General features: G+C 33.2%; 27 protein-coding genes and 4 pseudogenes. 6 read left to right on the forward strand and 25 right to left on the reverse strand.

What is annotated here, in order from left to right; all coding sequences use genetic code 11:
- Positions 1–5 precede the first annotated feature (5 nt).
- The 3 genes from ABH960_RS26770 to ABH960_RS26780 all read right to left on the reverse strand — a co-directional run bounded on the left by ABH960_RS26770 (position 6) and on the right by ABH960_RS26780 (position 2,027).
- Positions 6–353, reverse strand: a complete 348-nt coding sequence (locus ABH960_RS26770) for a DUF4260 domain-containing protein (RefSeq protein WP_404449441.1) — start codon at positions 351–353, stop codon at positions 6–8.
- 220 nt (positions 354–573) lie between these two features.
- Entirely contained in the window at positions 574–1,080 is a 507-nt protein-coding gene (locus ABH960_RS26775; RefSeq protein WP_404449443.1) for a GNAT family N-acetyltransferase, read from the reverse strand.
- Positions 1,081–1,403: 323 nt separating this feature from the next.
- Positions 1,404–2,027: a lysozyme family protein gene (locus tag ABH960_RS26780; protein WP_404449445.1), complete on the reverse strand. Its 624-nt coding sequence runs from the start codon at positions 2,025–2,027 to the stop codon at positions 1,404–1,406.
- A gap of 217 nt (positions 2,028–2,244) precedes the next feature.
- Between ABH960_RS26780 and ABH960_RS26785 the strand changes: the two are divergent.
- Positions 2,245–2,364, forward strand: a pseudogene (locus tag ABH960_RS26785) (vancomycin resistance histidine kinase VanS); the annotation flags it as partial.
- 78 nt (positions 2,365–2,442) lie between these two features.
- On the opposite strand, the gene ABH960_RS26790 reads toward ABH960_RS26785, so the two are convergent.
- From ABH960_RS26790 to ABH960_RS26805, 4 genes are all read right to left on the reverse strand, one after another.
- Positions 2,443–2,799 (reverse strand): YxeA family protein, encoded by a 357-nt coding sequence (locus tag ABH960_RS26790; protein WP_098500730.1) that lies wholly within the window; start codon positions 2,797–2,799, stop codon positions 2,443–2,445.
- Positions 2,800–3,103: 304 nt separating this feature from the next.
- The gene (locus tag ABH960_RS26795; protein WP_098079891.1) at positions 3,104–3,679 is read right to left on the reverse strand and encodes a replication-relaxation family protein; all 576 of its coding nucleotides are present in this window, start codon (positions 3,677–3,679) and stop codon (positions 3,104–3,106) included.
- A gap of 22 nt (positions 3,680–3,701) precedes the next feature.
- A complete protein-coding gene (locus ABH960_RS26800; protein ID WP_404449447.1) occupies positions 3,702–4,868 on the reverse strand; it encodes an FtsK/SpoIIIE domain-containing protein in 1,167 nt (388 codons plus the stop codon).
- Positions 4,869–4,883: 15 nt separating this feature from the next.
- Complete coding sequence (locus tag ABH960_RS26805; protein ID WP_404449449.1) at positions 4,884–5,204, reverse strand: hypothetical protein; 321 nt, start codon at positions 5,202–5,204, stop codon at positions 4,884–4,886.
- A gap of 291 nt (positions 5,205–5,495) precedes the next feature.
- On the opposite strand from ABH960_RS26805, the gene ABH960_RS26810 reads away from it, so the two are divergent.
- The 3 genes from ABH960_RS26810 (at position 5,496) to ABH960_RS26820 (ending at position 7,440) form a co-directional block, all read left to right on the forward strand.
- Positions 5,496–5,726 (forward strand): helix-turn-helix domain-containing protein, encoded by a 231-nt coding sequence (locus ABH960_RS26810; protein ID WP_000498616.1) that lies wholly within the window; start codon positions 5,496–5,498, stop codon positions 5,724–5,726.
- A 110-nt stretch (positions 5,727–5,836) separates the two neighbouring features.
- Complete coding sequence (locus tag ABH960_RS26815) at positions 5,837–7,102, forward strand: Y-family DNA polymerase (RefSeq protein WP_404449451.1); 1,266 nt, start codon at positions 5,837–5,839, stop codon at positions 7,100–7,102.
- Positions 7,099–7,440 carry a YolD-like family protein gene (locus tag ABH960_RS26820; protein ID WP_064472538.1) on the forward strand — a complete coding sequence of 114 codons (342 nt, stop codon included), beginning with the start codon at positions 7,099–7,101 and terminating at the stop codon, positions 7,438–7,440. The genes ABH960_RS26815 and ABH960_RS26820 overlap by 4 nt, the downstream gene beginning before the upstream one ends.
- An 800-nt stretch (positions 7,441–8,240) precedes the next feature.
- Here ABH960_RS26820 and ABH960_RS26825 read toward each other — a convergent pair.
- Positions 8,241–9,038, reverse strand: coding sequence for a cell wall hydrolase (locus ABH960_RS26825; RefSeq protein ID WP_003193333.1), 798 nt, complete (start codon positions 9,036–9,038; stop codon positions 8,241–8,243).
- Positions 9,039–9,495: 457 nt separating this feature from the next.
- On the opposite strand from ABH960_RS26825, the gene ABH960_RS26830 reads away from it, so the two are divergent.
- On the forward strand, positions 9,496–9,624 hold the full coding sequence (locus ABH960_RS26830; protein ID WP_255262163.1) for a hypothetical protein: 129 nt from the start codon (positions 9,496–9,498) through the stop codon (positions 9,622–9,624).
- Positions 9,625–9,784: 160 nt separating this feature from the next.
- Here the strand turns inward: ABH960_RS26830 and ABH960_RS26835 are convergent, their stop codons facing one another.
- The 4 genes from ABH960_RS26835 to ABH960_RS26850 form a co-directional block, all read right to left on the reverse strand.
- Positions 9,785–10,669: an Rpn family recombination-promoting nuclease/putative transposase gene (locus ABH960_RS26835; RefSeq protein ID WP_341093795.1), complete on the reverse strand. Its 885-nt coding sequence runs from the start codon at positions 10,667–10,669 to the stop codon at positions 9,785–9,787.
- A 302-nt stretch (positions 10,670–10,971) separates the two neighbouring features.
- Positions 10,972–11,691, reverse strand: coding sequence for a hypothetical protein (locus ABH960_RS26840; RefSeq protein ID WP_404449454.1), 720 nt, complete (start codon positions 11,689–11,691; stop codon positions 10,972–10,974).
- A gap of 116 nt (positions 11,692–11,807) precedes the next feature.
- Positions 11,808–12,017 carry a hypothetical protein gene (locus ABH960_RS26845; RefSeq protein ID WP_341093791.1) on the reverse strand — a complete coding sequence of 70 codons (210 nt, stop codon included), beginning with the start codon at positions 12,015–12,017 and terminating at the stop codon, positions 11,808–11,810.
- The gene (locus ABH960_RS26850; protein ID WP_404449478.1) at positions 12,007–12,171 is read right to left on the reverse strand and encodes a DUF6094 domain-containing protein; all 165 of its coding nucleotides are present in this window, start codon (positions 12,169–12,171) and stop codon (positions 12,007–12,009) included. The genes ABH960_RS26845 and ABH960_RS26850 overlap by 11 nt, the downstream gene beginning before the upstream one ends.
- A 481-nt stretch (positions 12,172–12,652) precedes the next feature.
- Between ABH960_RS26850 and ABH960_RS26855 the strand changes: the two genes are divergently transcribed.
- Positions 12,653–13,552 carry a GIY-YIG nuclease family protein gene (locus tag ABH960_RS26855; RefSeq protein ID WP_404449456.1) on the forward strand — a complete coding sequence of 300 codons (900 nt, stop codon included), beginning with the start codon at positions 12,653–12,655 and terminating at the stop codon, positions 13,550–13,552.
- Between the two features lie 120 nt (positions 13,553–13,672).
- Here ABH960_RS26855 and ABH960_RS26860 read toward each other — a convergent pair whose 3' ends face one another.
- From ABH960_RS26860 to ABH960_RS26920, 13 genes and pseudogenes are all read right to left on the reverse strand, one after another.
- Entirely contained in the window at positions 13,673–14,383 is a 711-nt protein-coding gene (locus ABH960_RS26860) for an exonuclease/endonuclease/phosphatase family protein (protein WP_404449458.1), read from the reverse strand.
- 155 nt (positions 14,384–14,538) lie between these two features.
- Positions 14,539–14,979 (reverse strand): hypothetical protein, encoded by a 441-nt coding sequence (locus ABH960_RS26865; RefSeq protein WP_404449460.1) that lies wholly within the window; start codon positions 14,977–14,979, stop codon positions 14,539–14,541.
- Positions 14,980–15,522: 543 nt separating this feature from the next.
- Entirely contained in the window at positions 15,523–16,176 is a 654-nt protein-coding gene (locus ABH960_RS26870) for a DUF2306 domain-containing protein (protein WP_404449462.1), read from the reverse strand.
- Between the two features lie 244 nt (positions 16,177–16,420).
- Positions 16,421–17,392, reverse strand: a complete 972-nt coding sequence (locus tag ABH960_RS26875) for a hypothetical protein (RefSeq protein ID WP_404449464.1) — start codon at positions 17,390–17,392, stop codon at positions 16,421–16,423.
- Positions 17,392–18,261 (reverse strand): RNA-binding protein, encoded by an 870-nt coding sequence (locus ABH960_RS26880; protein ID WP_404449466.1) that lies wholly within the window; start codon positions 18,259–18,261, stop codon positions 17,392–17,394. Before ABH960_RS26880 ends, ABH960_RS26875 begins: the two co-directional genes overlap by 1 nt.
- A 749-nt stretch (positions 18,262–19,010) precedes the next feature.
- Entirely contained in the window at positions 19,011–19,304 is a 294-nt protein-coding gene (locus ABH960_RS26885; RefSeq protein WP_404449468.1) for a hypothetical protein, read from the reverse strand.
- A gap of 5 nt (positions 19,305–19,309) precedes the next feature.
- Positions 19,310–19,510: a helix-turn-helix transcriptional regulator gene (locus tag ABH960_RS26890; RefSeq protein ID WP_404449470.1), complete on the reverse strand. Its 201-nt coding sequence runs from the start codon at positions 19,508–19,510 to the stop codon at positions 19,310–19,312.
- Between the two features lie 434 nt (positions 19,511–19,944).
- The gene (locus tag ABH960_RS26895) at positions 19,945–20,649 is read right to left on the reverse strand and encodes an alpha/beta hydrolase (RefSeq protein ID WP_404449472.1); all 705 of its coding nucleotides are present in this window, start codon (positions 20,647–20,649) and stop codon (positions 19,945–19,947) included.
- Positions 20,650–20,998: 349 nt separating this feature from the next.
- Positions 20,999–21,595, reverse strand: a complete 597-nt coding sequence (locus ABH960_RS26900) for a hypothetical protein (protein ID WP_404449474.1) — start codon at positions 21,593–21,595, stop codon at positions 20,999–21,001.
- A 51-nt stretch (positions 21,596–21,646) separates the two neighbouring features.
- Positions 21,647–22,264, reverse strand: a pseudogene (locus tag ABH960_RS26905) (C40 family peptidase); the annotation flags it as partial.
- Between the two features lie 108 nt (positions 22,265–22,372).
- A complete protein-coding gene (ltrA, locus tag ABH960_RS26910) occupies positions 22,373–24,154 on the reverse strand; it encodes a group II intron reverse transcriptase/maturase (RefSeq protein WP_404449476.1) in 1,782 nt (593 codons plus the stop codon).
- A gap of 780 nt (positions 24,155–24,934) precedes the next feature.
- Positions 24,935–25,564 (reverse strand): annotated as a pseudogene (locus ABH960_RS26915) (lysozyme family protein); the annotation flags it as partial.
- 27 nt (positions 25,565–25,591) lie between these two features.
- Positions 25,592–26,094, reverse strand: a pseudogene (locus ABH960_RS26920) (hypothetical protein); the annotation flags it as partial.

The following is a 26,094-nucleotide window of genomic DNA, read 5'->3' on the forward strand; positions in this document are numbered from 1 at the left end:
AAATCCTACAGTTTTTGAATATGAGTATCTTTAAAACTTGTTTTATATTTTAGACCATACCCTAGCATACGATCCATTCCAATATGAGACGTCCAAATTAAACCTATCATAAGAAGAACATCTGATTTTAGAAAAACTCCTATTAAAATAAGTGATATTGATACTATGTAAGTATGAAATAAGTTATAAACCTGTGCACCAATCTGGTTATTGATCAGATATGCTAGCATTGAAACATCAGGTACCAAAAGTAGCAATAAGAATATTAACCAGCTAAACTCATTTAATGCGTAAATATAGATAGCCGCTATTAAAACAATAACCCCTTCCAAATGTATAATTCTTTTTCCCATAGTTTCCCCTCCTCTTTACTTATTAGTTACTGTATTACGTCCATGGATGAACTTTGCAAAAGCTCCATTAAAATTTAATAATAAAGCATACATTAATATCCTATATAATAGAATATACTATATATTTTCATTTTAACAATTTAAACAAAATTTATCCAAATATTCCTAGGAATAACTTATAATTCTTTTTGTCACAATTTAAATGATGCGTTCTGAGACACTACTCTTCTTCTAAAATAGCGTAATAATATTCATCCCACCATTCATTCCCATGTGGTATACACTTCCTGAAATAGCCTTCTCTTCTCATTCCAATCTTCTCCATCACTCGGTATGATGGGATATTTTGTGGCTGACATGTAGCTATTATCCTATGTAATTTCATTTCCTTAAAGCCATATTTTAATGTAGCTTGTGCTGCTTCAGAAGCATATCCTTTATTGAAGTATTTTGAATTGAACACCCAACCAATCTCATAAGTATGCTCACCAAAATATTTATGAAAAACTATATGACCAATTAGGATATCTTCATCTATTAATACCACAGGAAAGTTCTTAGCGTTCTTACCAATGTTTTCATTCACAAAGTTCCTTGTATCTTCTTCAGTAAAAACCCCTTCAGGTATGTATTCCATAACATTGATATCTGATGTATACTCATGGACAGCTTGCCAATCTTTGAACTCAAATTTTCGTATTAATAATCTTTCTGTTCTTACAAACATTTACTTTCCCCCCTCAAAAAATTGTAACTATATTTTAAATCCACATATAACCCTTAAATCAAAAAGAACCTGTAGGAATCTCTACAAGTTCTTTTTAGTTTAAGATGAATATACGGGGCAAACAAACTATCTTACAGATTCATCATAGAAACTACAGGGGTAATGCTTTGACAAATACATTATATAACAAATATTAACATCCATAGATTTTAATTTCGAAAATTATGTGAATTAAGAAAAAACTAGTTTTTTTCTTAGATATTATTAGCTGACGGTATCATTATATTTAATTCCACAGCTTATTTAGAAGAGTCATGTACATTTCAAAGACGTTCTTCAATAAGTTTTGTTTTTTCATTCACCTTTGATGCATATGTGAAATCACCATAACAATATGGATACCTAAAATTATTTTGATTTCCACCACAAGTGTACATCGCTGGATTTTGATCAACTTTCATCTTAGAAAACTTTTTAGCCGAATCTTCCGAGTGTTGTTTAACTTCTTGACTAGCAATAAAATCAATATACCCTGGCCCCATATTATAGCTTTGAATAATTGTATCCATGCTAACATCCTTGTCCGTTCCATATTTGTACATTTTAGCAAAGTGCTTTACCCCTTGTTCAATGCTCAAGCTTGTCTCTTGAATTTCATTTGGCTTTAATCCAAGTGATTCGGATGACTGCATAGGATCGTTTCCCTCACCTCTACTCTCTTGATACATAATTCCTAATAAAACTACTGTTTTTTCTCCTAAATTATATTTTTCTAATTCTTTTTTCAAGGTAGACTCATATTGCAATACACGTTTTTCTGTGGCTAGCGCTTTATTTTGTTGAATATTGGTTTTATGATTAAAATATAGCATTCCAAGTATTGTTCCTAAACCTAAAATACTAATAAGGAACACTTTTATAATTTGGTTTTTACTTATATCCTTCATATATTACTCCTCGTATAAGAAATTCAATTTTCCAAAGATAATTGGTTATTTACAAACTATGTAATGAACATCTATCTCCCGCACTTTTTTAGACTCAAACATCAATACTTTAAGGTTTTAAGTTTAATATAAAAATTTAAAGATAAGGTAAAGATAAGATAAAGATAAGATAAAGGGCATTTTTTAGCGTACTTTAAAAGATATTGGTACAAAGTGATATGTGGGACAACTTGTTGATATGAATGGATTTAGTGATAATTGAGAGGTTATCGTACAAGTTATTAATTTTGGAGATATCATTTCAGAAGATTTACCCTATCTTTTCAATATGCTTTATATAAAAAACTAAAAAATAACATATAATAAAAAACGGCGAACCCTCTATGTAGGAGAATCCACCATCACAAATAACTGATTATTTCACACCTAGTTTTTCTTTTACTTTCTTAGGGAGCTCGTCTTCCTGCACTTCCTCCCAAGCTGTTACACCTTTTTTCTCTGAGTGATATACACGTAGGAATGCTTCTTTACGAAGATTCTTTTGTGCCATAAATTCTAACTCTTTTTCTTTACCTTCCTTATCAAAACCCGATAATGTATATTCATACTCCTTTCCCATCACTTTACCATCCATAGATTTTGAAACTCCCTCTTTTCCATCCATTGTAATTTGAACGTAATATTCATCTTTACCCATACGATTGATATCACATCCAACTAGTAGACTTGCAAATACAACTAAAAGACTAAAAAGTGCCATATATTTTTTCATATTGTTCACCTCATTGATTTTCTATGATACTGTAATCTTAATCTGTTCTGGTTTGAAGAGAAATTCAAAAACATTACGTCAACATTACATTTTCGAAAGATAACAAAATTACCTATATCAATGTTTATAAATGAGATATTCGCTTAACCATTAAAAATTATTTAAACAATTACTTTCTTCATTTTTTTACTATTTCATAACTTGCTTCAAATTCACTCTTCACATTTATTGCCTTTTAACGATTATCACACATGACTTAATACATTATTGAAAGAAAAAAAGCTCTGCACTATGCAGGCTTTCTTTATGATTTCACTACTAAATTATTCATAAAACTCTCTATAGAATTCGCCTGGAATATACGGAAATAAGGAGATTGAACGTCGTAATATTTGTCGGTAATGATAAGAATTGAAGGAAAGAATTTAGAAGTTTTCGGTTGCCAATATTCATTATGCCATTCTTGACTATGGAAGTATAACTCATATCTGTTTATCTTATCTTGCATTATCTTTTTACTGTACACTGACTTTTGAACTTCAATAAAGAATGGCGACCTACGCCATATAGTAAAAGCATCCGGCTCCATATATTCCTTCCCATACTTTGGTTCCACTTTGAATAACTTAGGATTTTCATAATGAACAAGTTGTTTGTATACGTCCACAATACCAAGGAAATGAGGAATTTTTTGACTCGTCTTTCTGATAGAACTAGGTTGCGGAAAATAAATGTATGGGTGTTGCAATACGTTAGCATCAACATGACCGTCTCTTCTTAATCGTTTCATAACCGTATTACAGCAGGTTATCGCATTCTTTAAGCCTTGAAAATGCAAGTCAATAATATCGTCTCGGGACATGCATCTAAATTGCTTCAAATCATTCAGAATTCCTTTATCTCTACTCTTCATCATCTAACACCCCAAATAACGGAATTTCTTCTTGCGATGAATTCTTGAGTATCTTCTCCTCTTTAGACATGCGATATGGTTCAACAATTTTTTTCGCCTTACTTAATTCTAAATAAGGAGCTTGCACTTTCTTTAATCCATTTCGTTTAAAAATCATTTGGCCAGATTGCTCTAAATACTCTGAACCAGGAGTACCCATAATATTACTATTAATTACACTATCACATTTAAAGCCCATTCTTACAGTCATATTAAGTTTTAACTTACCATCTAACACCTTGGCATCTGGCCTCTGCATACTAAGCAAAAGAAAAACTCCGAGTGATCGCCCGACTGCCGAAATCTTTTCAATCGTAGACATACACTCTTTTTCATCTTTAAGCATAGCCACTTCATCAATAGCAAGTAGAATATATGGTTTTTGATAATTAGGATTTATTTTGTTGTACGCATCAATATGATCAACTTCATATTCTTCCATAAGTTTTCTTCGTTCTCTGATTTCCTTCCATAACTTTTGAAGCATTATTTTCATTTCGATTTCTTCCATACAAACTTCTTTTACATGCTTCACTCTACGCAAAAAATGAAATTCAGAGTTTTTTAAGTCACCAAGGTACAAATGTAACTTTTCAGGAGACATATATTGAATAAGTGTGGATAATACAACACGTACCATACTACTTTTCCCGCTTCCCGTTTCTCCTGCAATTAATAAGTGCGGTGAATTGGAATCAATCATATCGTACGCTATCATTTTTCCGAATTGGTCCCTGCCGACCACAACAGGTAAACGGTAATCTTTTAATAGTGGCTTCCATTCTTTATAACAATAATTGTACGATTTTAGTCCAGCATTTGAACGAAATACATGTAGGACAAATTTTTTTACATCACCTTCAATCGTAATATTTCGTCCTAATATTTGCTGGAAACAAAACCACTTCTTTTCAATCTTCTGTGGATCTAAACCGTTTGGTATGGTAAACACATATCTCACACTTTCTGCTGAGGAAGAAACCGTATGTACCTTTGGATAAATAGATACTTTCCCCCCGCGTGTTTGATGTTCCGTATATAAACCTGCTTTTCCGAACACCTCCATAAGCTGATTCCTTAACCTTTGCGTACGAAGCCACTCCTTTATAATCCCCATTACTCCCTTCCTTCCTTAAAACATGATTACGATACGAACAAATACATATCCAATCAAGCAAACTCCACCAATTCGCGTTCCGTGATAAATACCTTCACTTACAAATTTAGCTGCTGATATATAGTCATGTCGCACCAAGTATTTTTCTAACATGACTACTCCGATTAAAATCGTTCCCATAACTCCTAATGCAATGTAAGTATGTAATACCTGATCCGACATATGAAGGAATGCGAAAGGACTTAATGAATTGTATTTACGTATTTTTTTTTCTTTATCTTTGTATGACCGATCCATAAACTCGCGAAAAGGAATTGCTTCTTTACTAGCACGCATTTAAATGCCCCCTTTATAAACAGAATTTAGAATGTAGATATTACATAGCTTCATCTACTTAATACCGTGGTAGTTTTACCTTGGTAGATATCTTGATAAATACTGTGGTAATCATTCGCAACTTACTTTGGTAACCTCGTATTCTTCTACCTTAATAAATAACGTGGTAGCTGCTTTGATACATCATATTGTGGACAGCTTGTACATTATGTAAAAAACTTTTTCCGTCTATGCGAATAGTTTTTTACATTTATGTCCACAATGTTGAAAATAGGTTCAGGAGGGATTTAAGTGTTTTGGAAATTCGGAGGTAAAAACCGAACGAAATTAGGTAATTTTTTAGATCGGAATGGCTTCACCCAAAATGATTTAGAAAAGACCGCGAAATTAAGTCGTCCTACAGTTTCAAAGGCGTGCAATGATAAAGAATACATACCTAGTCCAACTGTAATGAAAAAGATTTTAAAAGTTATTAGGCAAATAAAACCCAACGTTAAATCCACCGACTTTTGGGATATGTAAAAACTGGCTAACTAGAGTCAGTTTTATTTTTTTATAAAAAACCCTTTATAAAAGAACGTATATTCGCATATAATAAGAACGGACGTTCTGTTGTTTGAGGGGGAATAAAGGTGTATGACTACTCAATATTGCCAAATCGAATTGTTTTATGTGTAGATCTTCGTAGCTTTTATGCAAGTGTGTCCTGTATCAAGATGGGCTTAAACCCACTTCATACCAAATTAGCTGTAGTAGGAGATGTAAACAGGAGTGGCTCCATTGTTTTAGCTGCAACACCACCACTAAAGGCATTAGGTGTTAAGAAAATGGCAAGATTATACGAAATACCACGACGTAAAGACATTCTTGTGGTAAACCCAATTATGGGAACTTATATCAAATGCTCAAATTACATAACAAAATTAGCTTTACAATACGTTCCGATTGAAGATTTCCACCAATACAGCATCGATGAATTCTTTATGGATATTACAAATAGTATCCATCTGTTTGCGAATGAGCCATATGAATTCGCGTTGAAATTCAAACGTGAAATATATGAGAAAACAAGAATTGAATGCACGATTGGGATTGGGCCTAATCCTTTAATGAGTAAGATCGCTTTAGATGTGGAAGCGAAGAAAGCAAAAGACTGCATCGCATATTGGAAGTACGAAGATGTACCCATAAAATTATGGCCGATACGACCACTTAGTAAGTTTTGGGGGATTTCGGGTAAAACAGAAGCAAAGTTAAATCGAAAAGGAATATATTCAATCGGAGATTTAGCGCAATACCCGCTCAAATACTTAAAACAAAGTTTTGGGGTTATTGGCGAAGAATTACACTTACATAGCAACGGCATTGATTTTAGCCGCATTGCAGAAAAATACATACCAGCAACAACTTCAATTGGTAAAAGCCAAATACTCATGCGTGATTACACAATAGAAGAATTTCTGATTATCCTTCTGGAACATATCGAGGAAGTTTGTTATCGGATGAGAAGACAAAACAAACTAGCTCAAACAATCCATTTTTCCATTGGTTACAGTAAAAATTACGCTGGTGGTTTCAGAAAAACTCACACTATGAACCGACCAACTAATTTAACAATGGATATCTATCATATTTGTACATATTTTTTACATAAGTTTTATACCGGGGAACCAATTAGATCTATCAATGTTTCTTTAACCAACTTAATCAATGAAGGTGAAGAACAAATATCTCTTTTTGACAATGTAATACAACGAGAAAAAGAAATGAAATTAACGAAGGTAATGGATGAAATACGCACTAAGTTTGGTAAGAACAGCATATTAAGAGGAATTTCTTATACAAATAGTGCTACAGCAAGATACAGAAACACATTGTTAGGAGGACACAAATCATGAACAACGCTAATATGCCAAAGGGAAGAGGAATGGTGAAATGGACGCCGTTTGCTGCAATGACAGAACAATTTGATGGTATACGTGAGATTATTAAGGAAAAGAATAAAGTAGCACGTCCAATCTTAACTTCTGAAGAAAAAGAACTTATCGAGAACATGTTATTATGCTCATTACTATCTGAAGAAGAGGTGTTGATTACATATTACGAAGATGGCTATTTGCTTACTAACTATATGACCGTAACTGATATTGATCCATTGAATTGTTCTATACTATGTACAGATGCTTTTTATAACAGAATTAATCTTAAATTCATGGATATTATTGATGTAAAATAAAAGAATTCCATGCTAAGTATAAATGTTAAATGTGATGATTGCGCTCCCCCCTTGAAATAAATGAATTCGAAGCTAAGGATATGAAACTATATTTTAAAGATATAATAAATGAAACTTGAGTCAAAAATATCTTATAGTAAAAGAGACTCCATTATAGAGTCTCTTTTGCTAGTATACTCATATGGAAGTATCTACTGTAGAATGAAAATAAAGTTGTTTAATTTTTGATAAAAAATATTTCACCAAACGAAAAAATAACAATAAAGTCGTTGAAAATCTAAGTTTTATAGAAAACTAACTGTACAATAAGCAAAAGAATCCAATCCAAACGCATTTAAAATTCTTTGGTCAATGAGATAAAGCATCGCATCATTTTTATAAACATCGCAACTTTGTTCAAAGCTTCACGTCTTTCTTACAAACATCGTGGATTTATTTCAAACCCACAGAAAGAACATTATCAGAGAGATTTTGATATAGATGTAAAACTACTATATTTCCAAAGAACGTGTATAAACTGTGACAAACAAAAGATATAGTGTTAATAGCAATAATATTAATACACAAGTAAAATATACGATAGAAATACGCTTTCTATTTACTTTCCAATTACGTATACTAGAAATCATAAAACTTACTATCACCATGCAACAAATCCCTACCAAAAACACCAATACATACTCGTGAATAATAACACCACAAATTAAAAATATAACTGCTAATATTGCTAATAGTGAATGAACTACACGCAAAAATAACCTCTCCTTATCTCATTGGAAACCTATTAATGTAATATTATTTTATTTAGCAAACAGATGGTTTCCAATTTGTGCAACGGTTTGACGTGTTGTAATCCATTTGTCAGTCGATGTTTGAGGATTATAGAAATAAAGCCATTCAGAATTTGTTCCTTTTGAAGTGAGAGCCTCTTCTACTGCCATTCTTGCTTCCTGTGTAGCAGGCTGATTAATTCTACCGTCTGTAACAGGAGTAAATGCATAACCATTTTTAATGGGTTCATAAATTACGTCTGTAATTGTATTTGGAAAACCATTTGCATTAGCCCGATTTAATACTACCTTTGCCACTGCAACCTTGCCTGCATACGGTTCCCCTCCTGCTTCTGCATTTACTAATCGTGCCATTAAGTCCACTTCTTGTAATGAAATACCAGTATCAATCTTTAAGTGTTGACCGACAAAAATTTGACTTCCGTCCACATTATTGGTTTGTTTAATAGACTGTATTGAAACCTTATATTGTTGTGAAATAGAACTTAATGTATCCCCGCTTTTCACTTGGTAAATTGCTTGATATGTATTAGTTGAATCTGTTGAATTATTTTTTTGAACATATTCGTTTGTAGTTGATGAACTTGGAATGGTTACGTTTTCTCCAATATTAATTTGATCATTAGCTTTGCTATTAGCTTGTTTAATTAATTGTACGGACACTCCATATTGTTTACTTATTGCTTCTAGAGTATCATTCTTTTGAACCGTATAATCTGTTGAAGCCGCAGCTCCTACTGGATTTGATACTATTGTAATCATTGCAGCAGATAATGGTAGCCAGGTTTTCACCTTACATAACTTCATTCAAAAAAGCCTCCTAAAAATTATTAAGTACTCTTAATATGTTTAAGTTAAAAACAAATCAAGCTATTTATAGCGTAACAAAACATTGAATTCAAGTCATTGAATTTGTATTTCTATATAATAATTGAGTTGCCTATGATATTGAAATTGAAATTGAAATTGAATTATTATAGTTATGTTTCAAAAGAATCGGACAATCTAATTTTCAAACTAAATATGGTGAAAGTAGAGGCTTACTTCAATTGCTTAATAGTTTCTTTCCTAAGAACTGTTTCTATATGCTATACTGACTCCTAATTACTTGTAGAAGGAATGATAAAAATAAAGGTTTTGTTATCCATTATTTTGTTTAGTTCTCCTTCAATTAAGTATCTTTCTTTACATTATATTGACTGTCAATCATTATATTTGAGATAATAAATATAATGATATAAATAATGCCATGGAGGTTTACAACATGAAAAACATAATGGAACTCCTCAACAATCCATATATTAAATATCCATTAATTGTGATTTCAGCTATAGCTATAATAAAAACAGGTTATGATTTAGGTTCCTTTATTACAAAGTTAAAATATTTTTAAATCGTAAAAAGGCAATTGACTTTTTTAACAAAAGATCAATTGCCTTAAATGATATAGAAAAAGCACTGCTGAAACCTTCAGCAATGCTTTCCCATTAACCGTACTATGATAATGAACGTCTAATTTTTTCTACTCATGAGTTCTGTATACTCACATATATTTATTTTAGATTTAAGATACGTTCTATTTCCTTCACACTCAACTTACTTGCTTTTGCAATAGTTTCAAGCGGTACACCAATTTCATACATCCCTCGAATCATCTGCATCTTACCTTGCTCAATTCCTTTTTCCATGCCCTCTTGTTCTGCATGCGCTAACTTAGCTTGTTCATCTAGAAGTAATTTCTCTCGAGCTTCATATGCTGTTCGGAAAGAAGAATCATGGCTCATATTTTCCCATTTATTTATTGCCTTTTGTAAAATTGGATCTTGATTCATCGCAATCTCCTCCAATGTTTGAGTTAAATGTTCATCTTCATGTGCTGGTAATAATAACATCCAACGAACAAATGTATTTTCCCATGGATTCACTTTTTCTTCACGCCATTGTTTTACCAATTTCGGTATCTCTACAAAATGGATTTCAATGTCGTCACTTAAGAGTTGCTGCATTTTAATATTCCATAATTGTCCGATGGTATGAAATGCATCATCCTGAGAAAATAAAATAAAATCTAGTAAGTTAATGGTAATAGTTTTCCGAAGTGAACGATATGGCATTCCTTCTTGCATTTGGGATGTATAAAGTTTACTCCAGTAATATAAAGATCGCTTTACCATATCATGTGTATTTCGAAGCTGAATTTCAATATTTACTTGCGTTCCATTATCTAGCGTTGCTAATAGGTCTAAAATCGATAACTTATCATCTTCATAAGATTTATGGAGATGTGGATCATCTAATTGTAGCGAAGTAATAGGTGCATCTAAAGATTCCTCTAAAATTGCATTTAGGAAACCCGTTAAAATTTCCTCATTTCCTTTTGTTCCAAATAACTGTTTAAAAGCAAAATCAATGCGTAAGTTTACTAATTTAGTGGACATGGATTTCCTCTCCCTGTCTATATCATCTCTTATTACTATTGTACATAAAAAAAGGTAGCACATGCAAACAGGCTCTTATGTTATCAGCTTGCCTAAACCTATAAAAACTTGTAATTCCGACAAAAAGCGATTGCAAATAACATCGTTTTACGCCACAACCTTTATTATTCGTCTATTCCTTGATCACATTATTATCAAACTAAAAACCTGCCATGAATCTATACGGATTCGAGGTAAACTCGGAGAGTGTTTTTTTATGCCCCATTCATAGGGTTCCTTTAGCAATGATAATAGCATTTTTATTAATCAAAACTAATTTCATCATCTTTCTTTTCTAATTTCCCATTAAATATAACCAGTTGTAGTTGTTCATAAATTTTCTGTGTATCTGGTGTACTTTCAGCCTGTTTGCGCTCACGTTTTACCGTAGTACCATTTTCCACTAATACATCACCTTTAGTTTCTTCGACCATTTCTATTTGTTCAAGTACCATAATACGTTCTAATCCTTCCATTCCCTCTAACTCTTCAACATCATCTGCATCATCAATTATTTCTAGCTCTTCTGTTTTTCTAATTTCCTTCTGTTCTTTTTTCAGTTCAATTACTAGTCGCTCTTGTACTATGTTCTCTTTTTCAATATTAACTTCAGCAGCTTCAATTACCTCTAAAGGCTTATTTTTAGCATTTGCTATTTTATTTGCTTTTCCTATAGCAATCTTCACTTTTATCGCTCTTAAAGAAGAGGATATTTGATTTAGTTTTCTTCCTAACCCATAGAAACGAATTGCCTCAACTATAACACCCATTACAATTCCAAAAAACCATGAATTAGAAAAGTATCCAACTAAACCAAATGTTATAACTCCTGGTAAATATAAGCTAGCATAGGCTATTAAATTAGGTATAGCTTTTTCTACTGTTAATTTGAAGCTATATTTAATTATTAAGTATATGGCACTTAACCCCACTATTAAACCAGCCAAACTTAATAATAAATTTTTAAAAGTCTCACCTATCATTACAATTTCCTCCCTTAATTTTTTAATTTTTTTATTAAAACCTCCTTTACTTTCGCATTTTTCAAAAAACAAATGAATTAATCACTAATTAACCTTCTGCCATTTTCCGTTTCTTCTTAATTGTTTTTTTTCGTCTCAGTTACAATTTCGATATCTTCGAATTGTATATAGGCTGCCACATGATACAAATGCTCGTAAACATCTGAATCTGATAAAATAGTTGTACCAAATACGATTATTTCATCAATCACAAATTCTGTTTCTTCATATTCAAACCCTTTTACTTTATCTTTTAGTATTCGTTCTACTTTCTTCTTAATTTGCATTACAGCAGTAATCTAAAAATTCCATAGCAACTTTGCTTCGAGCCTTATCTACCTCAACTCCGTATGTTTTTATTAGATTTTTTTTACTATCTAGATGCTCTGCTATTTGCTTTAATATTCGCCCTTCGCCGCAAGTTGGATCAAATATGTTTATTTAGCCTTTTGGTTTATTAAATAGTTCAACTAGATATTTTCCTTATTGCTCCGGCGTCGCGAAAAAGCCACTTCTTAACTTGTTACCTATATTACTCATACTCACATCTCCCTTTAATATTTTTACTTTTTAATACCACAAAAAAGCGGTCTTCGGATAAAGATATTAAGCACATTAAGCTTAATTCTCAGTCCGAAAGACCGCTGATAATTGTGGATATAAAAATAAAATTAAAAAGTATACTTTTATTTTAACTATAAATCTAAAAAGATTCAATTTAATTAAGTATAAATCAACCCTTGATTCAAGTGTGATTTGGTATATTACGAACTACTACTAACAGAAGATGCTGCGCTGCAAATGAAGCGGCAATCGTTGTGCTATCATAGCCGCCTACTGCGCCTGTATAAGGACTTCTATCCATAAATATTATGATGTTTCTTTATCCAAATAATACTATCATATAAGTAGGAGGGGAATTATGCTTACAGTAGAGAAAATGTTAGAGAGTTATGGCTTAGATTTATCTAAAAACATTAAAATCGTTCGGCATAAAGATGAGGATAGAATTGATGTTGTTGATTTATATGAAAAAGGACAATTAGAGTTATACCAGAAACATCAAAAAGATGATGTATTTGGAGAATGTGAATATGTGGTTAGCTTCCTAGACTTTGAGGAAGGTAAAAAAGCTGTATTTATAGGTGTTTACAAGGTGTTAAGCAAATCCAATCCCAAAAAATTCATTACTGATAAACTTTATGATTGGATGAAACCTGAGTACAAAAAGGGTAATGAATACTATTATGAAATGGAAAAAGTCAAAGGATTTGAGGAACTAGAGGATCGGATAATCATTAATTGGTCAGAGCGAACATTTCACATGTGGTTTGCACCACTAAAAAAGGTAAAGGCAGCCAGAAAGAGAAAACAATTTGATATCATAGAAATAATTCAAAAAGGAGCAATTCGTAAGTTTCCAGGATTTCTAGATTTTACACTTACATACAACGATTTAAAAAAATTATACGATAACCCTGATGTTAACTCCACTTGGTGTAAAATGCTTTCCTCAGTAGCAGGAATCTATGCAATTTTAGATAGAGAAACAGGGAAATTATATGTAGGTAAAGCAAATGCATATGGTGGAATAGGAAAAGGCGGGATATGGGGAAGATGGGAATTTTACGCTAAAACTGGACATGGAGGTAATAAGCAATTAATTGAGCTATTAGAAAATAATCCAGAACGTAAACAAGATTTTCTTTTTTCGATATTACGTACTTTACCCAAAACAATTACTAATGATGAAATACTCGATATTGAAAATATTTATAAGGAAAAGTTGGGTACACGTGAATACGGGTATAATGCGAATTAGTAACTTTTAATATAAAAAAGATAATAGAAAATTATTTGTATTTAAAATTGGCAGAAAAACCACCTGTTTTTTTAATAGGTGGTTTTTCCAATTTAATTTAAGATACTATAAAATTATTTTTCACCTATTAAATTCAGCACTTATTGGCATATGATCACTGAACTCAATCCAATCTTCACGAGATCCTATATGAAAAGATTTTAGTTGATCCAGTAATATTTCTGAAGCGAACAGAAAATCAATATGAAATGGTCTCGCTTTTTCTTTTCTAAAATAATGGGTCGCTTTCGACTCTTCACCATGTTCTTCCTTAGAAAAATGATGATAGGCACTCTTAATCCCAAACCCTTCAAGAAATTTAACAACCTCAGAATGTGTCTTAACTCTTTTGATATGATCAAATACCTTACTACTGTTCCAGTCACCTACAATAATACATGGCTCCTTTAGCAAAGAAGCATATTTCTCTAACGCTAAATATATTTGGCCTATGTAACTACTATAACGTTTTTCACCCTTTTGTGACCAAACTGCAAACATAATAAACTCCTGTTCACCATTGACTTTTAATGGAATGATATAGCGGAATTTTTTATCATAATCGGGATGAATTTCAATTTTATACCTTTTATCTAAAGTAATTATTCCAATACCCTTATTTGGATTATCCCCTTCCCATAAAAAGTTATCGGTACTATTTTGAACAACACTCCGCTCCCATTTTTCCGGTTTTTCACACTCTGAAATTACTAATATGTTTGCCTTAAGCGGTAATATTTTGTCGATTTTCTTCCTAAATGCCATACCTGCATTCCATGCAACTATTTTCATTTACCCAGCTCCTATATGTGATTACATAATATTATACAACCCATCAACAACTCTAATGTTTGTGTACATCCGAGGTAATTAATTCATACATATTCAAGTAAAAAGGTCATTGCAATTAATAACTGTTTCCTTTCATGTATTACGACATGAACTAACTATTCCGGTTTGTTTTTTGGTAAATTAAAAGCTTTAAAAACTTCTAAATGTACTTCAGTAATTTGCCTCTCTATAAAATCTACAAATTCATTAATCCCTATATTAGGTGTCTTTGAATTCAAATTAAAACCATAGGATACAATACCTTTAGCATCATCAATATCATAGTATGTTAAATTAAATTTCGGATGATTTTCTACTCCTTTGACTAGTTCATCAAAAAAGTCTTTAATTGAGAAACCATACACCTTTGGTCCTTCTCTCTCTTCAATCACTTCTACTTTAAGTTTCATATCTTCAATTTTAGTAATATTTATTTGAACCTTCTTCATAAGAGCAGTTTTTGGTTCACCATAATTTACAAGTACATACGTAATATTCATTTCAAGTTGTCTTAAATCCATGTTCACGGCTGCATCCCTGGATAAAAACACTCTCATAATTATATCCCCCTTCTAAAATATTTCACAAAATAAACACCGGATATATAAGCATGTTTGGCATTACTACCAAACATGTTGTTATCATTTTAGCCAAGAAAACTCCTTCCTCAAGGAACGTGAATTGAGTAGGTGAGAGATGAATTTCGGTTTGGCATAGCCAAAAACTTTTGATAAACTAGCTATTTGAAGTTCTTTGATAACTTGATATATGAGATGGCCGGAAGAAAATAGAGTGCGAAAACCAAGCCATTTGGTTCCTGCGTAAAATATCAACTGTACCAAGAGAGCGTCCAAGCGTTGGACATCTAGGGGTGAAACACCCTGAAGTAACGCTTAGGGAGACGAAAGGTTACATTCGTCGTGGAACTGAGAAGCTCCCACATCATGCTTTGCTAAGTGGCGGGTAGTTCACAGCTCCAATAATCCCTTTATTTTTCCGCTAACGTCACGATAGCTTACTGCATAATCTCAACGGGAAAAATCATAAAAAAACATTGAATTGCTGAGGAATTCTGTCCTCAACATTAATTTAGATTTGCATCAAAAATGTAAATCCTCATTTCCCTGGTATTGTCCTTTATTAAATCTATGTCTTATAAATAATTCTGCAATAATTAAATTTGGTACCCACGCTAACCAAGCAATAACAGCGTAACTAAGCTCAAACTGCTCTAATCCAAACAGCAATACAAACAAAGGTAGCCAAATTCTTAATGTAACTGCCGCAAAGGTTAAGGAATAATTTCTGATCATCCAATTCCGATGATCTTGAATTTTTTTATTCTTAACTCTATTTAATGCTTGATATGCTGATGTTAGCCAAAATACGGATAACAAACCGAAACCAAGCTTTGCTACCAATCCACCCATAGCATAAAAGGATAAGTACAGTCCTGAAACACCGCCTAATAATATACCAACCATATAGATTCTCCCAACTATTCGATGACGGTTGATATTTCTTCCTCTAAATTTTGTGGATAATGTAAACGGACCGATTACTAATGCTACTATACTAGTTGTAATATGTATAAATAGCATAATGTACCAAAAACTACTTAATTTAGATACAAACATAAGCTTCGTTTTGACAAGCCCTGTTTGAAATCCATCCATAATAAAATATTGGACAACAACATAACTTGCTATTAAAATAGCTAAAAAAGTGAATATAAACCAAATCTTCCTATTCAAATTTTACTGCCTCCTTGCTACATTTAGGGAAGTTAGATTATACATTACTGTTCATTCTAGGGAAAAATAGAAAAGCCTTCTTTAATTATTTATTCAACACATTGTTTTTCATCAAAACAACTCTAATTGAAATCTATAAAAAATGAAACTAGATATACCGCAAACAAAAGTTGAGTTATGAATATCGATTCATCGTTAAAGCAACAAAGAGCCGCTTCAGCATATTTACCTGAAGCAGCTCTTGTTATCTCAAAAATGGTAATGATGCTTGCTGAATGCCGCTTTGAGTTGAGACATAAAATGATTTTGCAAATCCCTCATTGTAAATACATTCATCTATTACAAGCATTATAGGAATCTTACGTAGATCTAACATGAGCTCCTTTCTAACATGTTCTGCTAAAGCAAGATTAGATATAGATAATATAAAAATTCCTGGTAAACTCTTCGTGTTTTCGAAGTTTAATAAATTATTTGGTCCATTTTGAATTTGATCTTCCCAAATTTTCAATCGTGATTTTAAATGCTGTGCATATCGTTGGCCTTGTTGTACTCTTTCAAATATAAAGTTTTGATTTCCGATTGGAGTTTTAATTTCTCCAACAGCAATTGGATTATACCCAGTACCAGTACCTTGTAGCTTCGGATACCAGCACCAGTTTTTTAATATTTGTTGGCCTACTGCAAACTCATATTTTATTTGATTCATAGTGACAAATCTTTGTACCCCTGCTACTCCAAGTTTTAACCACTGTTCTGGCTTTAAAGAATAGCTTGTATTACGGTTATGATAAGCCCACATCATCAAATGACCGGCAGTATTTAAATTGATTGGAGCAGAGGTTTTGGGCTGATCCGGAAATAGCCCCGATTTTATCTCCCATCGACTAACAAATCCATACAGTACCAGTTTTTTCAGCGATTCTGAAACCTTTGACCTACTAATTTTAAATTCCACAAAATTTTTAATTTGAGCTTCAGTAATCGCTAATGAATCCCAAATAAGCTTTAGTATTAAATTGTCTTTTTCATTTATAAAACCTGAATTAATTCTGTCATATATACTACGTAAATCTGTGAGTGGTTTAAATTTATCTGGAAGAATTGGTCCCCCCTGTAAAGAGGGGTCATCCCAAAGTGATAACGATTTGTCCCTATTAAGCCAATATTGAACCGCCTTTCCATTCTCTTGTACGGAAACCTGCGGCGCACTCATTAGTTATATAAAAACGCCGTTGGATCGTTAACTTTTTTGCGTCCAAATGGAAACTTAAAGATAACCCCCGACCCTCTCTCTTTCTCCACATCCACACTTACAATTCTCATACTTACTACGTCATCCAATACTGGCTGTTCGATTGTTTTAGGGACAATTCCTTTAATTGTGCAGCCTTGATCCAATTCAACAAAAACTCCAAAACGCGGGTCAACATTTACAACCCTTCCTACAATTGTATCCCCTTCAGCTAATTCAGATAATAACTGATAAGGATTTTCCACGGCTGCTTTTCTAGAAACGTGGATTAGTCGCTGTTCTGGATTAAATTGTAGAACCTTAACTGGGATATGTTCACCAATTGGTGCATAGCGATCCACAGCGTTTTTATACACTCTTCCATAGTTTAGTTCATGTAATTTCATGAAGCATTCCGCACCATTAATACGTAAGAATATAGTTGGAACCTGAGCATTCATGTTGTACCCAGTTACTTCTGCTTCGTAGGTTGGCTCTTGCAATCTTTCATCTTGCTCCAATTCTATTAACTCACGAATTAAAGCATCTGCAGATCTCCTACTTGCTTCTTTTACTGAAACCTGAACTTTATTTACATCCAATTCATCAGACATTTGGGTAATTACTACATTAAAAATATTACCTGTGAATTGAGTAATACTTCTAAAAGAATACTCAGAGAAGTCCTCTTTTTTACAAATACCTATAATCTTTCCGTTTTCAAGGGCAAACTCAGCATATTCAGTATCTGAATCGTCTTTATCTTGTCTTTTAACCGTTCTCAATACTGCCTGAATTGGCTCCTTATATCTACGTAATGCTTGTAACTTTTCATAAGTTTTTGACTCCATAAAAATATCTCCTCTCCCTCATTCAATATTTAAAAATCCAAAAATAATACTTCTACTAGAATTATTGTTACTTTTAACTGAGAAACTAAGTTTTTTAGAAATATTCTCTAAAATTTTTAATTGTTTTTCACTAGATCTGCACCTTACCTTATTCATAAAGATTAAAGAATGGACAACTTTTCGTATATGATTATATGGATGGACAGTATACAAAAAAATTAGCTTTAAAGAGCTAAAAAAGTAGATATAGATAAACTTGAGAAAAAAGCTTATTTGAAGGATTAGAAGATGAGCCTTTTACAACCGCTATTAGTGAATACATTATTAAAAAAACCTCTTTCTGCATTCTTATAGACAGAAAAGAGGTTTTATATTGTACAATATGCAGCATATTCTTTTGATGCCGTGTTAATTCATTATATTGATATGAAGTACTATTATTTTTTATAAAAGTGAATTTTGTGCTTACAAAATAATTGTTTAAACTCCCTTTCGGGATATATACTGCTTTGAGATGAAATTATAGAAAAAATCCACACACTTTGAAAAGGTTTAATCAAAATGTATAGATTTTAATTTTGGATTCCTTAAGCTTTTATAAAAAAGATTGTTTATTTTATGTAATCTACTTAAATGAATGCAGTTTTCAGTTTAATAATATTCCTTCATAATCAGCATATAAATTTCACTTTTTAAAGATACATTTTGTTCATTTGCCTAACAGAAAAAGTTAAAAATCCTAACTCATGTTAGTAATTTTTCCTGTTTCTGTTGATAAATATAAAAATACTGCCTAGTACACTTAATGAAAGCACGAAATATAACAATAAATCAGGTAGAAATTCTGAAGAAACTATATCTATTGATTGAAAAATATATATGGCAATGATACCTACAGATAAGATATTGTACAACACATTATTTGTTTTATATTGAATTTCTCTCCCTCTTTCGTCTTTTGCTTCATCACTGGACTGAAATTGTATTACGTACATCTGACTGATGAATATTATAACTAAAAATAAAATTTTTAACCACAACATATGACTCACTCCTCCTGATAATCGAACACGTCAGTTATTGGATTTTCAAATTCATTTGCGATTTTAAAGGCAAGAATTAGAGAAGGGTTATATTTGTTTTTTTCAAGAGTAGCGATAGTTTGTCGACTAACACCCACCCTTTTTGCCAGTTCTTCTTGCGTCCAACCTTTTTCTGCTCGGCAAACTACAATTCTATTATGTAACAAAAGCAACACCTCTTAAGATAATTGTAATTTATTTCTTACAATTCGTAAAGTATTTTTGACAAAATGTTTTTTATAAACAGTTAATCTTCTTTCAAAATGGTTAAACTTTATTGCAAATCCACACTTTCTTTAAAACAGTACGACTTTATTTCAAAGTTACAGTAAACACTTAAAAACCCCTCTTATTAACTACGCTAAGAGGGGTTTTTCTATTGTAAATCGATAATATAGTTATTTAATTTTCTTATGAAAATATAAGAGCCTTGCTACAATCTAGTGTGTGGTAAGGATCCTTAAAGTTGTTTAATTCTAATTGAACTAAAGCACCTGTTTGTTTAAGTGATTACATTCACATTTATAATATCTCTCAAATATAATATCAGTTTATATATTCACCATTCTTCTCTAACAAGTTCAAGATAAATTGTAATTTGTTAATCGATATGTTTGTTTAACCACTGTTTAAATATCTTTAACTGTTCTTCAGTATGAAAGTAATGTTCACCTGTCTCCATGACTTCTAATTCACAACGATGTTTTTTTGTAAAATAGTTAATAGTTTCAAATTCGCACAGTTCATCCTTGGCTCCATACATAATATATGTATCTGTATTCCATGTATTAATAGGATGTTCTTTTACATAGCATAAATAATCCCAATATAACTTTTGACCAATAGGTGTCTCTATAGTCATTTCTTTTTGCAAAAGCTCTGGTGTTATATTAAACCATTTCATCATATTTTCGATAATTCGTTCCATATTAACTACTGGTGATAATAATAATGCCTTTTTTAACACATCATTTTGATAAGCTAAAAGGCTAAAATAAGCTCCCATACTACATGCAAACACGCTTACTTCTTTCCAATGTTCTTTTGCGTAATTCATAATTATAGATAATTCACTAATACAAAACTGTACTTTGCAAGGAGTATTATCATTTTTTCTTTCTCCATGCTCAGGTAAATCAAAGCTTAATACTTGATAACCTTTTTGATTGGCTTCTTCAGCTAACATTTGAATAACTGCATCTTCCTTATTTGACATATTTCCATGTACTGCAATAAAAATTTTTTCACTCTTATCTCCCCATAAAACCGTGGGAATATTACTAATTTTAAAATTATCTTTAAGCATATTTCCTCCGTCGAATAAGACATATAAGAATTGGCCAAAAACTGCACACACTTTATAATCCTCTACTCAGTTTTAAACAAATCAAACTATTACTAATTTATCACAAATGAATTTCACTCTCCCTCTGCCTCTATATAACAGAGTCTATTTTGTATTTAAAATCTTTCTTTTTTTTATTTCTTCAGAACCTATAAGTTCTTATTTTGATTCCTTATTGAGCTAATCTACTCTGTTAGCGGAAGAAGGATTTTTAAACAATTATATTATTTTTTAAATGACTATATTATAAATTAAACAGCTTTATTATCTCTGCACCTCTATTACTCTACATCTAATCTGGTTACACCACTTAAGGCATACGATCTTTTAAATCGGCTAAAGGTATAAGCTTGTCAACAAGCCATAACTTCTTATTTCCATCATAGATAAGATTTATTTGCATTAATGACATATTATCAGATGAAACACCATTAACTGTAATTTTACTCTTCACTTTTGCTAATACATTTGCTTTCGTAGTATCCAAAAATGCATAATACAACTCGCCACCTGTGTATTCAGATTGAAATGAAACTTTCTTCTTCTCTTTCTCATCTCCAGCCCCAGGGGCAGATTGAGTTGGTCCACCTGGTGGTGTTAATTCTTTCTTTGCATTTGGTGTTATATATGCATCGATATTAGCAAGGTATGATTCGCCTTTACCCGTATCATAAGTACGGAAAGCTTTAAGAAATCGTTCTGCAGCTTCCTTTACTTGTTGTTGATTGTTACTCTTTAGAGCTGATAACTCCTTTTTCGTATCATTGTATTGTGCCTCCACCTTTTCCACTTTTTTCGTTAATTTTATATTTTCAGTTTTAAGTTCCTCATTATCAGATTGATATTTTATTAAAAACCCTACGCTAGCTATTAATAAAATTGCTATTATAATGGTAATTTTCTTCATCATTTACCTCCTTTTCGCAGTTTCATAAGTTGCTAGGTGTTACATGCATTATTATCTAACTACACGACCATATCCCGCAAAATGCTGTTGAAAATATGATTTACTTAAATCAGCATAACCAATCGGATCGCCAGCATGATACATTGTATTATTTCCTACATAAATGCCAACATGCGTAATGTAGTTACTTGTAGCATAAGTACTATGGAAAAATACTAAATCTCCTGGCTTAGGATCTGTTATACGTTGGGTTTTATCCCATTGGGTTTGTGCAGTACCAAATAAATTAATACCAACTCTTGAATACGTATACTCAATAATTCCACTACAGTCAAATGACGTATTTGGTGTTCGCCCTCCAAAAACATATGGCCATCCTTGATACTTTAGTGCTTCTGCCATAATTGCTTGGAATACATCATCACCTAAAACGCTACCGCCAGCAATTCCACCAGAACCACCAGGGGTTTGACCAGGTTGATAGTATCTCATAATATGTGGGACATAGTCTGGATCACCATAACACCAATTATTAGCTACTGCCTCCGCACTTCGCCATGATGCACATCTATAACCATTTTTAGCTGATTGCTCTGCAGAAAATGCCCTTGCATTCTCGTGAGTATATCCACCTTTCGAAACTGCATAGTTAGCGTAGCCAGTTCCGTATAGTGATAGGTAAGGATTTGATATTATCTCCACCTTTTCCCCCACTTCACACCGTACGTGAGAGTTTCCCCTCATACGGCGTTCCATCTGATTCAATTGACCTAATTTTTATACTAAAGAAAAGATAGGAGTACGGTTCGCAAGTATTCTTAGTTTGTCGAACAATTTTTCCTTTTCTTTTCCTATTTCATATTTAGCTAAGATGGATTTTGCCCTCTCTGAATCATCGTGATGAATTGCAACGTGTATGTCTTCCAGCACAATTACCAAGTTTTCATAGTCGTCCTTTCCGTCAAATTCCAACGGAACTTTATGATGGCAATGCCAGCCAATTAGACCTAATTCTTGTTTGGTAATTGCACATTTTCCATACTGTGCCACAAATTTTGAAATACGATTATCATTGTATTCAACAGTTCGATGATTCATATAAAATCGTTGCACATGTCTAAGTATCTCCTTATCTATAACTTTCAAGGTATCGTGAATTTTCATCCTGCCTTCTTCTGTATAATTTGAAATAGACTGGGTGAAATTTCTTGCCGATTTATGCTTCTGTGCATGTATCGGTATTAATACAATATCCTGAATTTTATAGAGCTTCGGATTATAGTTCCGATACCTTTTTCTTAAGACAGGTGACATATCGTGCTTAGTGGCCTTTTTCCAATCTCGCCTCAATCGATTATAGAGTGTTCTTATGAGATGGCAACTCATTTGGTCTAAGTCATAATTAATATGGGTTGCAGCGGCATAATAATTTTGTATGCCCATTACAATTGTGTTGTAATGCCATACTGCCTCTGGCGTTTGCTTCTTACTTATTTTTTTGATAGCTTCCTTTAATTTACCGTAAGCATTCTCTCTAGCTTTCCGGCACATTCTACTATGAGCGACATGACGTTTTCTCTTTTTCCGTGCTTTGATGGTAAATCCCAAGAAATCACTGGATTTCTTTTGTAGGTTAACAATTTGGGATTTCTCAGTGCTAATTTCAAGATGTAGCCGTGTTTTGAGAAAATCTTTTGTCGCCTCAAACATCTTAAGAGCCGTTGGATAGTCACGACATAGTATTTTGAAATCATCTGCGTATCGGATTATAAAGCATTCCTTCAAATTGCTTTTCTTTAATGCTCTATATTTGTCATTTCTCGCTCTGTATGGATGTTTAGTCTCAATGGTCTCCCATTGGTCACTAATCCACCAATCTAACTCGTTTAAAACGACGTTAGAAAGAAGAGGGCTCAAAATGCCTCCTTGTGGAGTCCCCTTATTTGGGAAACCTTCATTAATGATTTCCGCTTTTAACAAACTTGAAATGATAGAGAGCAATTTCTTATCTCGTATCCCCATACTCCATAACTGTTTCATGAGCTTTCCATGATTGACATTGTCAAAGAATCCTTTGATATCTATATCTACACAATAGTGAAAACCTCTTCCTTGACTGTTCACCAAAGATTTCATCCTTGCTAACACATGATGTGTACTTCGGTTAGGACGAAACCCATAACTATGGGCATGAAACTTTGCTTCACATATAGGTTCGAGAATTTGTAGGATACACTGTTGAAATAGCCTATCCCATATTGTCGGTATCCCAAGAGGTCTCTTTTTACCATTAGGTTTTGGTATGAAAACTCGCCTAACCGCTTGTGGTTGATACCAGAAAAACATTGACCTAACCTTTTCTATCATTTCATCTGTTAAAAGCAATTTTATATCGTTGATGGTCATGCCATCGACTCCAGCTGTCACACTACCCATATTTTTTTTAATGTTTCGATATGCCAATTTGATATTTTCATCCATCATCATAAGCTCTATTAGTTTATAAAAATTGTCTCCATTTTGACTTTGCTGATACAAACCATCCTGAATGGACTGCATATCATAGTATTCAGCGTGTCTGAGCTTCGCAGTTTTCTTTATAAGTCGGTGCTCCTTTCAGAGTTAACCTTTTTTAGTCTCACAAGAACCTTATAATTCGACTGATTTGCTCTATAAAATGGTCGGTCAATCTTCTATCAGACTAATGGCTATCCCTCCACGATGTTTCCATCGTCTCATAGGTACTATGCCATCACTCTCACCACCATAAATAAAGGTTATATGCACGTTAATCTCACGGACATTTTCCCTTTAAACACTTCGTCAAAGATAAGTTCTCCATGTTGGTGGCTTTCCACGTTCCACTATTTCTATCTGTTCATGACACTTTTAGGGATCTCCTTTAAGCCTGTTGACTGGATGTCGCCTATAACGACATATGGACTTTCATAACAACTATTCTTACTTATCCACATCAACGCCACGCTCGTGGCACACAAATTTCTATGTGTTATGCTTTCTAGACCCGTACATTCGGAGATTCGTCAGATTCTGCCTACCAATGGTTTTTGTGAATCCATTCTACCCATGAGTGTTTTATAGACTCCCGACCTATAGGCTACATCATCCATCTCTGGACAACTTTCGTAGTACTTACGTACTTTACGATAGCTCTCGGCCGACTTTACCGAGCTTCACACACTTACAGTTCTTATCCACTGTATCATGCATGTCGGAGTATCAGAGGAAGCCCTTCCAGGCGTTACCCTTTCATTTGACTTCTCGAAATAGTAGTTCTCCTGATTTCAAATCAGTGCTCAACCTTTTCAGTTAAGAACGTGTCGCACAGTTATAACATTGTAATGTAGTATTTTGATCACCATTTGATTTTTTATGACAATCAGCAAAATGCATTAAACCATATTTAATACTTTCTTCTGGATCAGTAAAATACCCAGGAGGATACCCTTGTGATTCTGAACTTTGCATAACATCCAATTGTGTCCCAGAACTTTCTTGTTGAATAAGAGCTAATATTAATGGAGTCATTGCTTCTATGCCATGTTGCGCCGCATATTTCCTTACCAATGGCTCCCATCTCATTACTTCAGGACTGACACTTGCAGTACCTGGTGCAAAAGGACCACCAATTCCCCCAGGGCTGACTTCATCTTCACTCATTGTGGCAGTTAATAAAAATATCACAATTCCTAAACCTGCAACAACAGCCAGAATAACACCGGCTACTATTAATAATGGCTTTGCAACAGCAACTGTAGCTGCCTTCTGTGCTACTTTAACTGCTACTTTCTTACCTACTTGTGCAACTGCCTTACCCGCTAATTTTGACCCTTTACCAGCCGCCTTTCCTAAAGAATGGCCTGCCTTTTTCAAGGCAGGCTTAGCATTCCCTAGTTCAGCTTCAGGATGATGTTCATTTTCAAGGTCGCGATTTGGTTCCGCACTCAATGTATAAACCCTCCCTCATGAGCTGAATTATTTTGGTTTTTTGGTTTCTTTTGCTTTTACATTTTTTAAAGCTTCTTGTTGTGTTTGTGCTTTCGTGTCAACTTTTTTAATTGCTGCCCCTTCTTTTACCTGTTGCTGATTATTCACTTTAGGAACATTTTTAGTTTGTTGTGGATTAACCGGTTTTACCTCTACTTGTTTTTGTGGCGTACTTACATGTGAAGTAGTGACTGGTTTACTCTCAATCGGATTCGCTGGTGATGGTGTTGTTCCTGACTGTGGTGTTGTGATTGGCTTACTTTCCATCGGATTCGCTGGTGATGGTGTTGTTCCTGACTGTGGTGTTGTGATTGGCTTACTTTCCATCGGATTCGCTGGTGATGGTGTTGTTCCTGACTGTGGTGTTGTGATTGGCTTACTTTCCATCGGATTCGCTGGTGATGGTGTTGTCCCTGACTGTGGTGTTGTGATTGGCTTACTTTCCATCGGATTCGCTGGTGATGGTGTTGTCCCTGACTGTGGTGTTGTGA

The sequence above is a fragment of the Bacillus sp. RC252 genome, from assembly GCF_044909215.1.
In the GTDB taxonomy this organism is placed as follows: domain Bacteria; phylum Bacillota; class Bacilli; order Bacillales; family Bacillaceae_G; genus Bacillus_A; species Bacillus_A mycoides.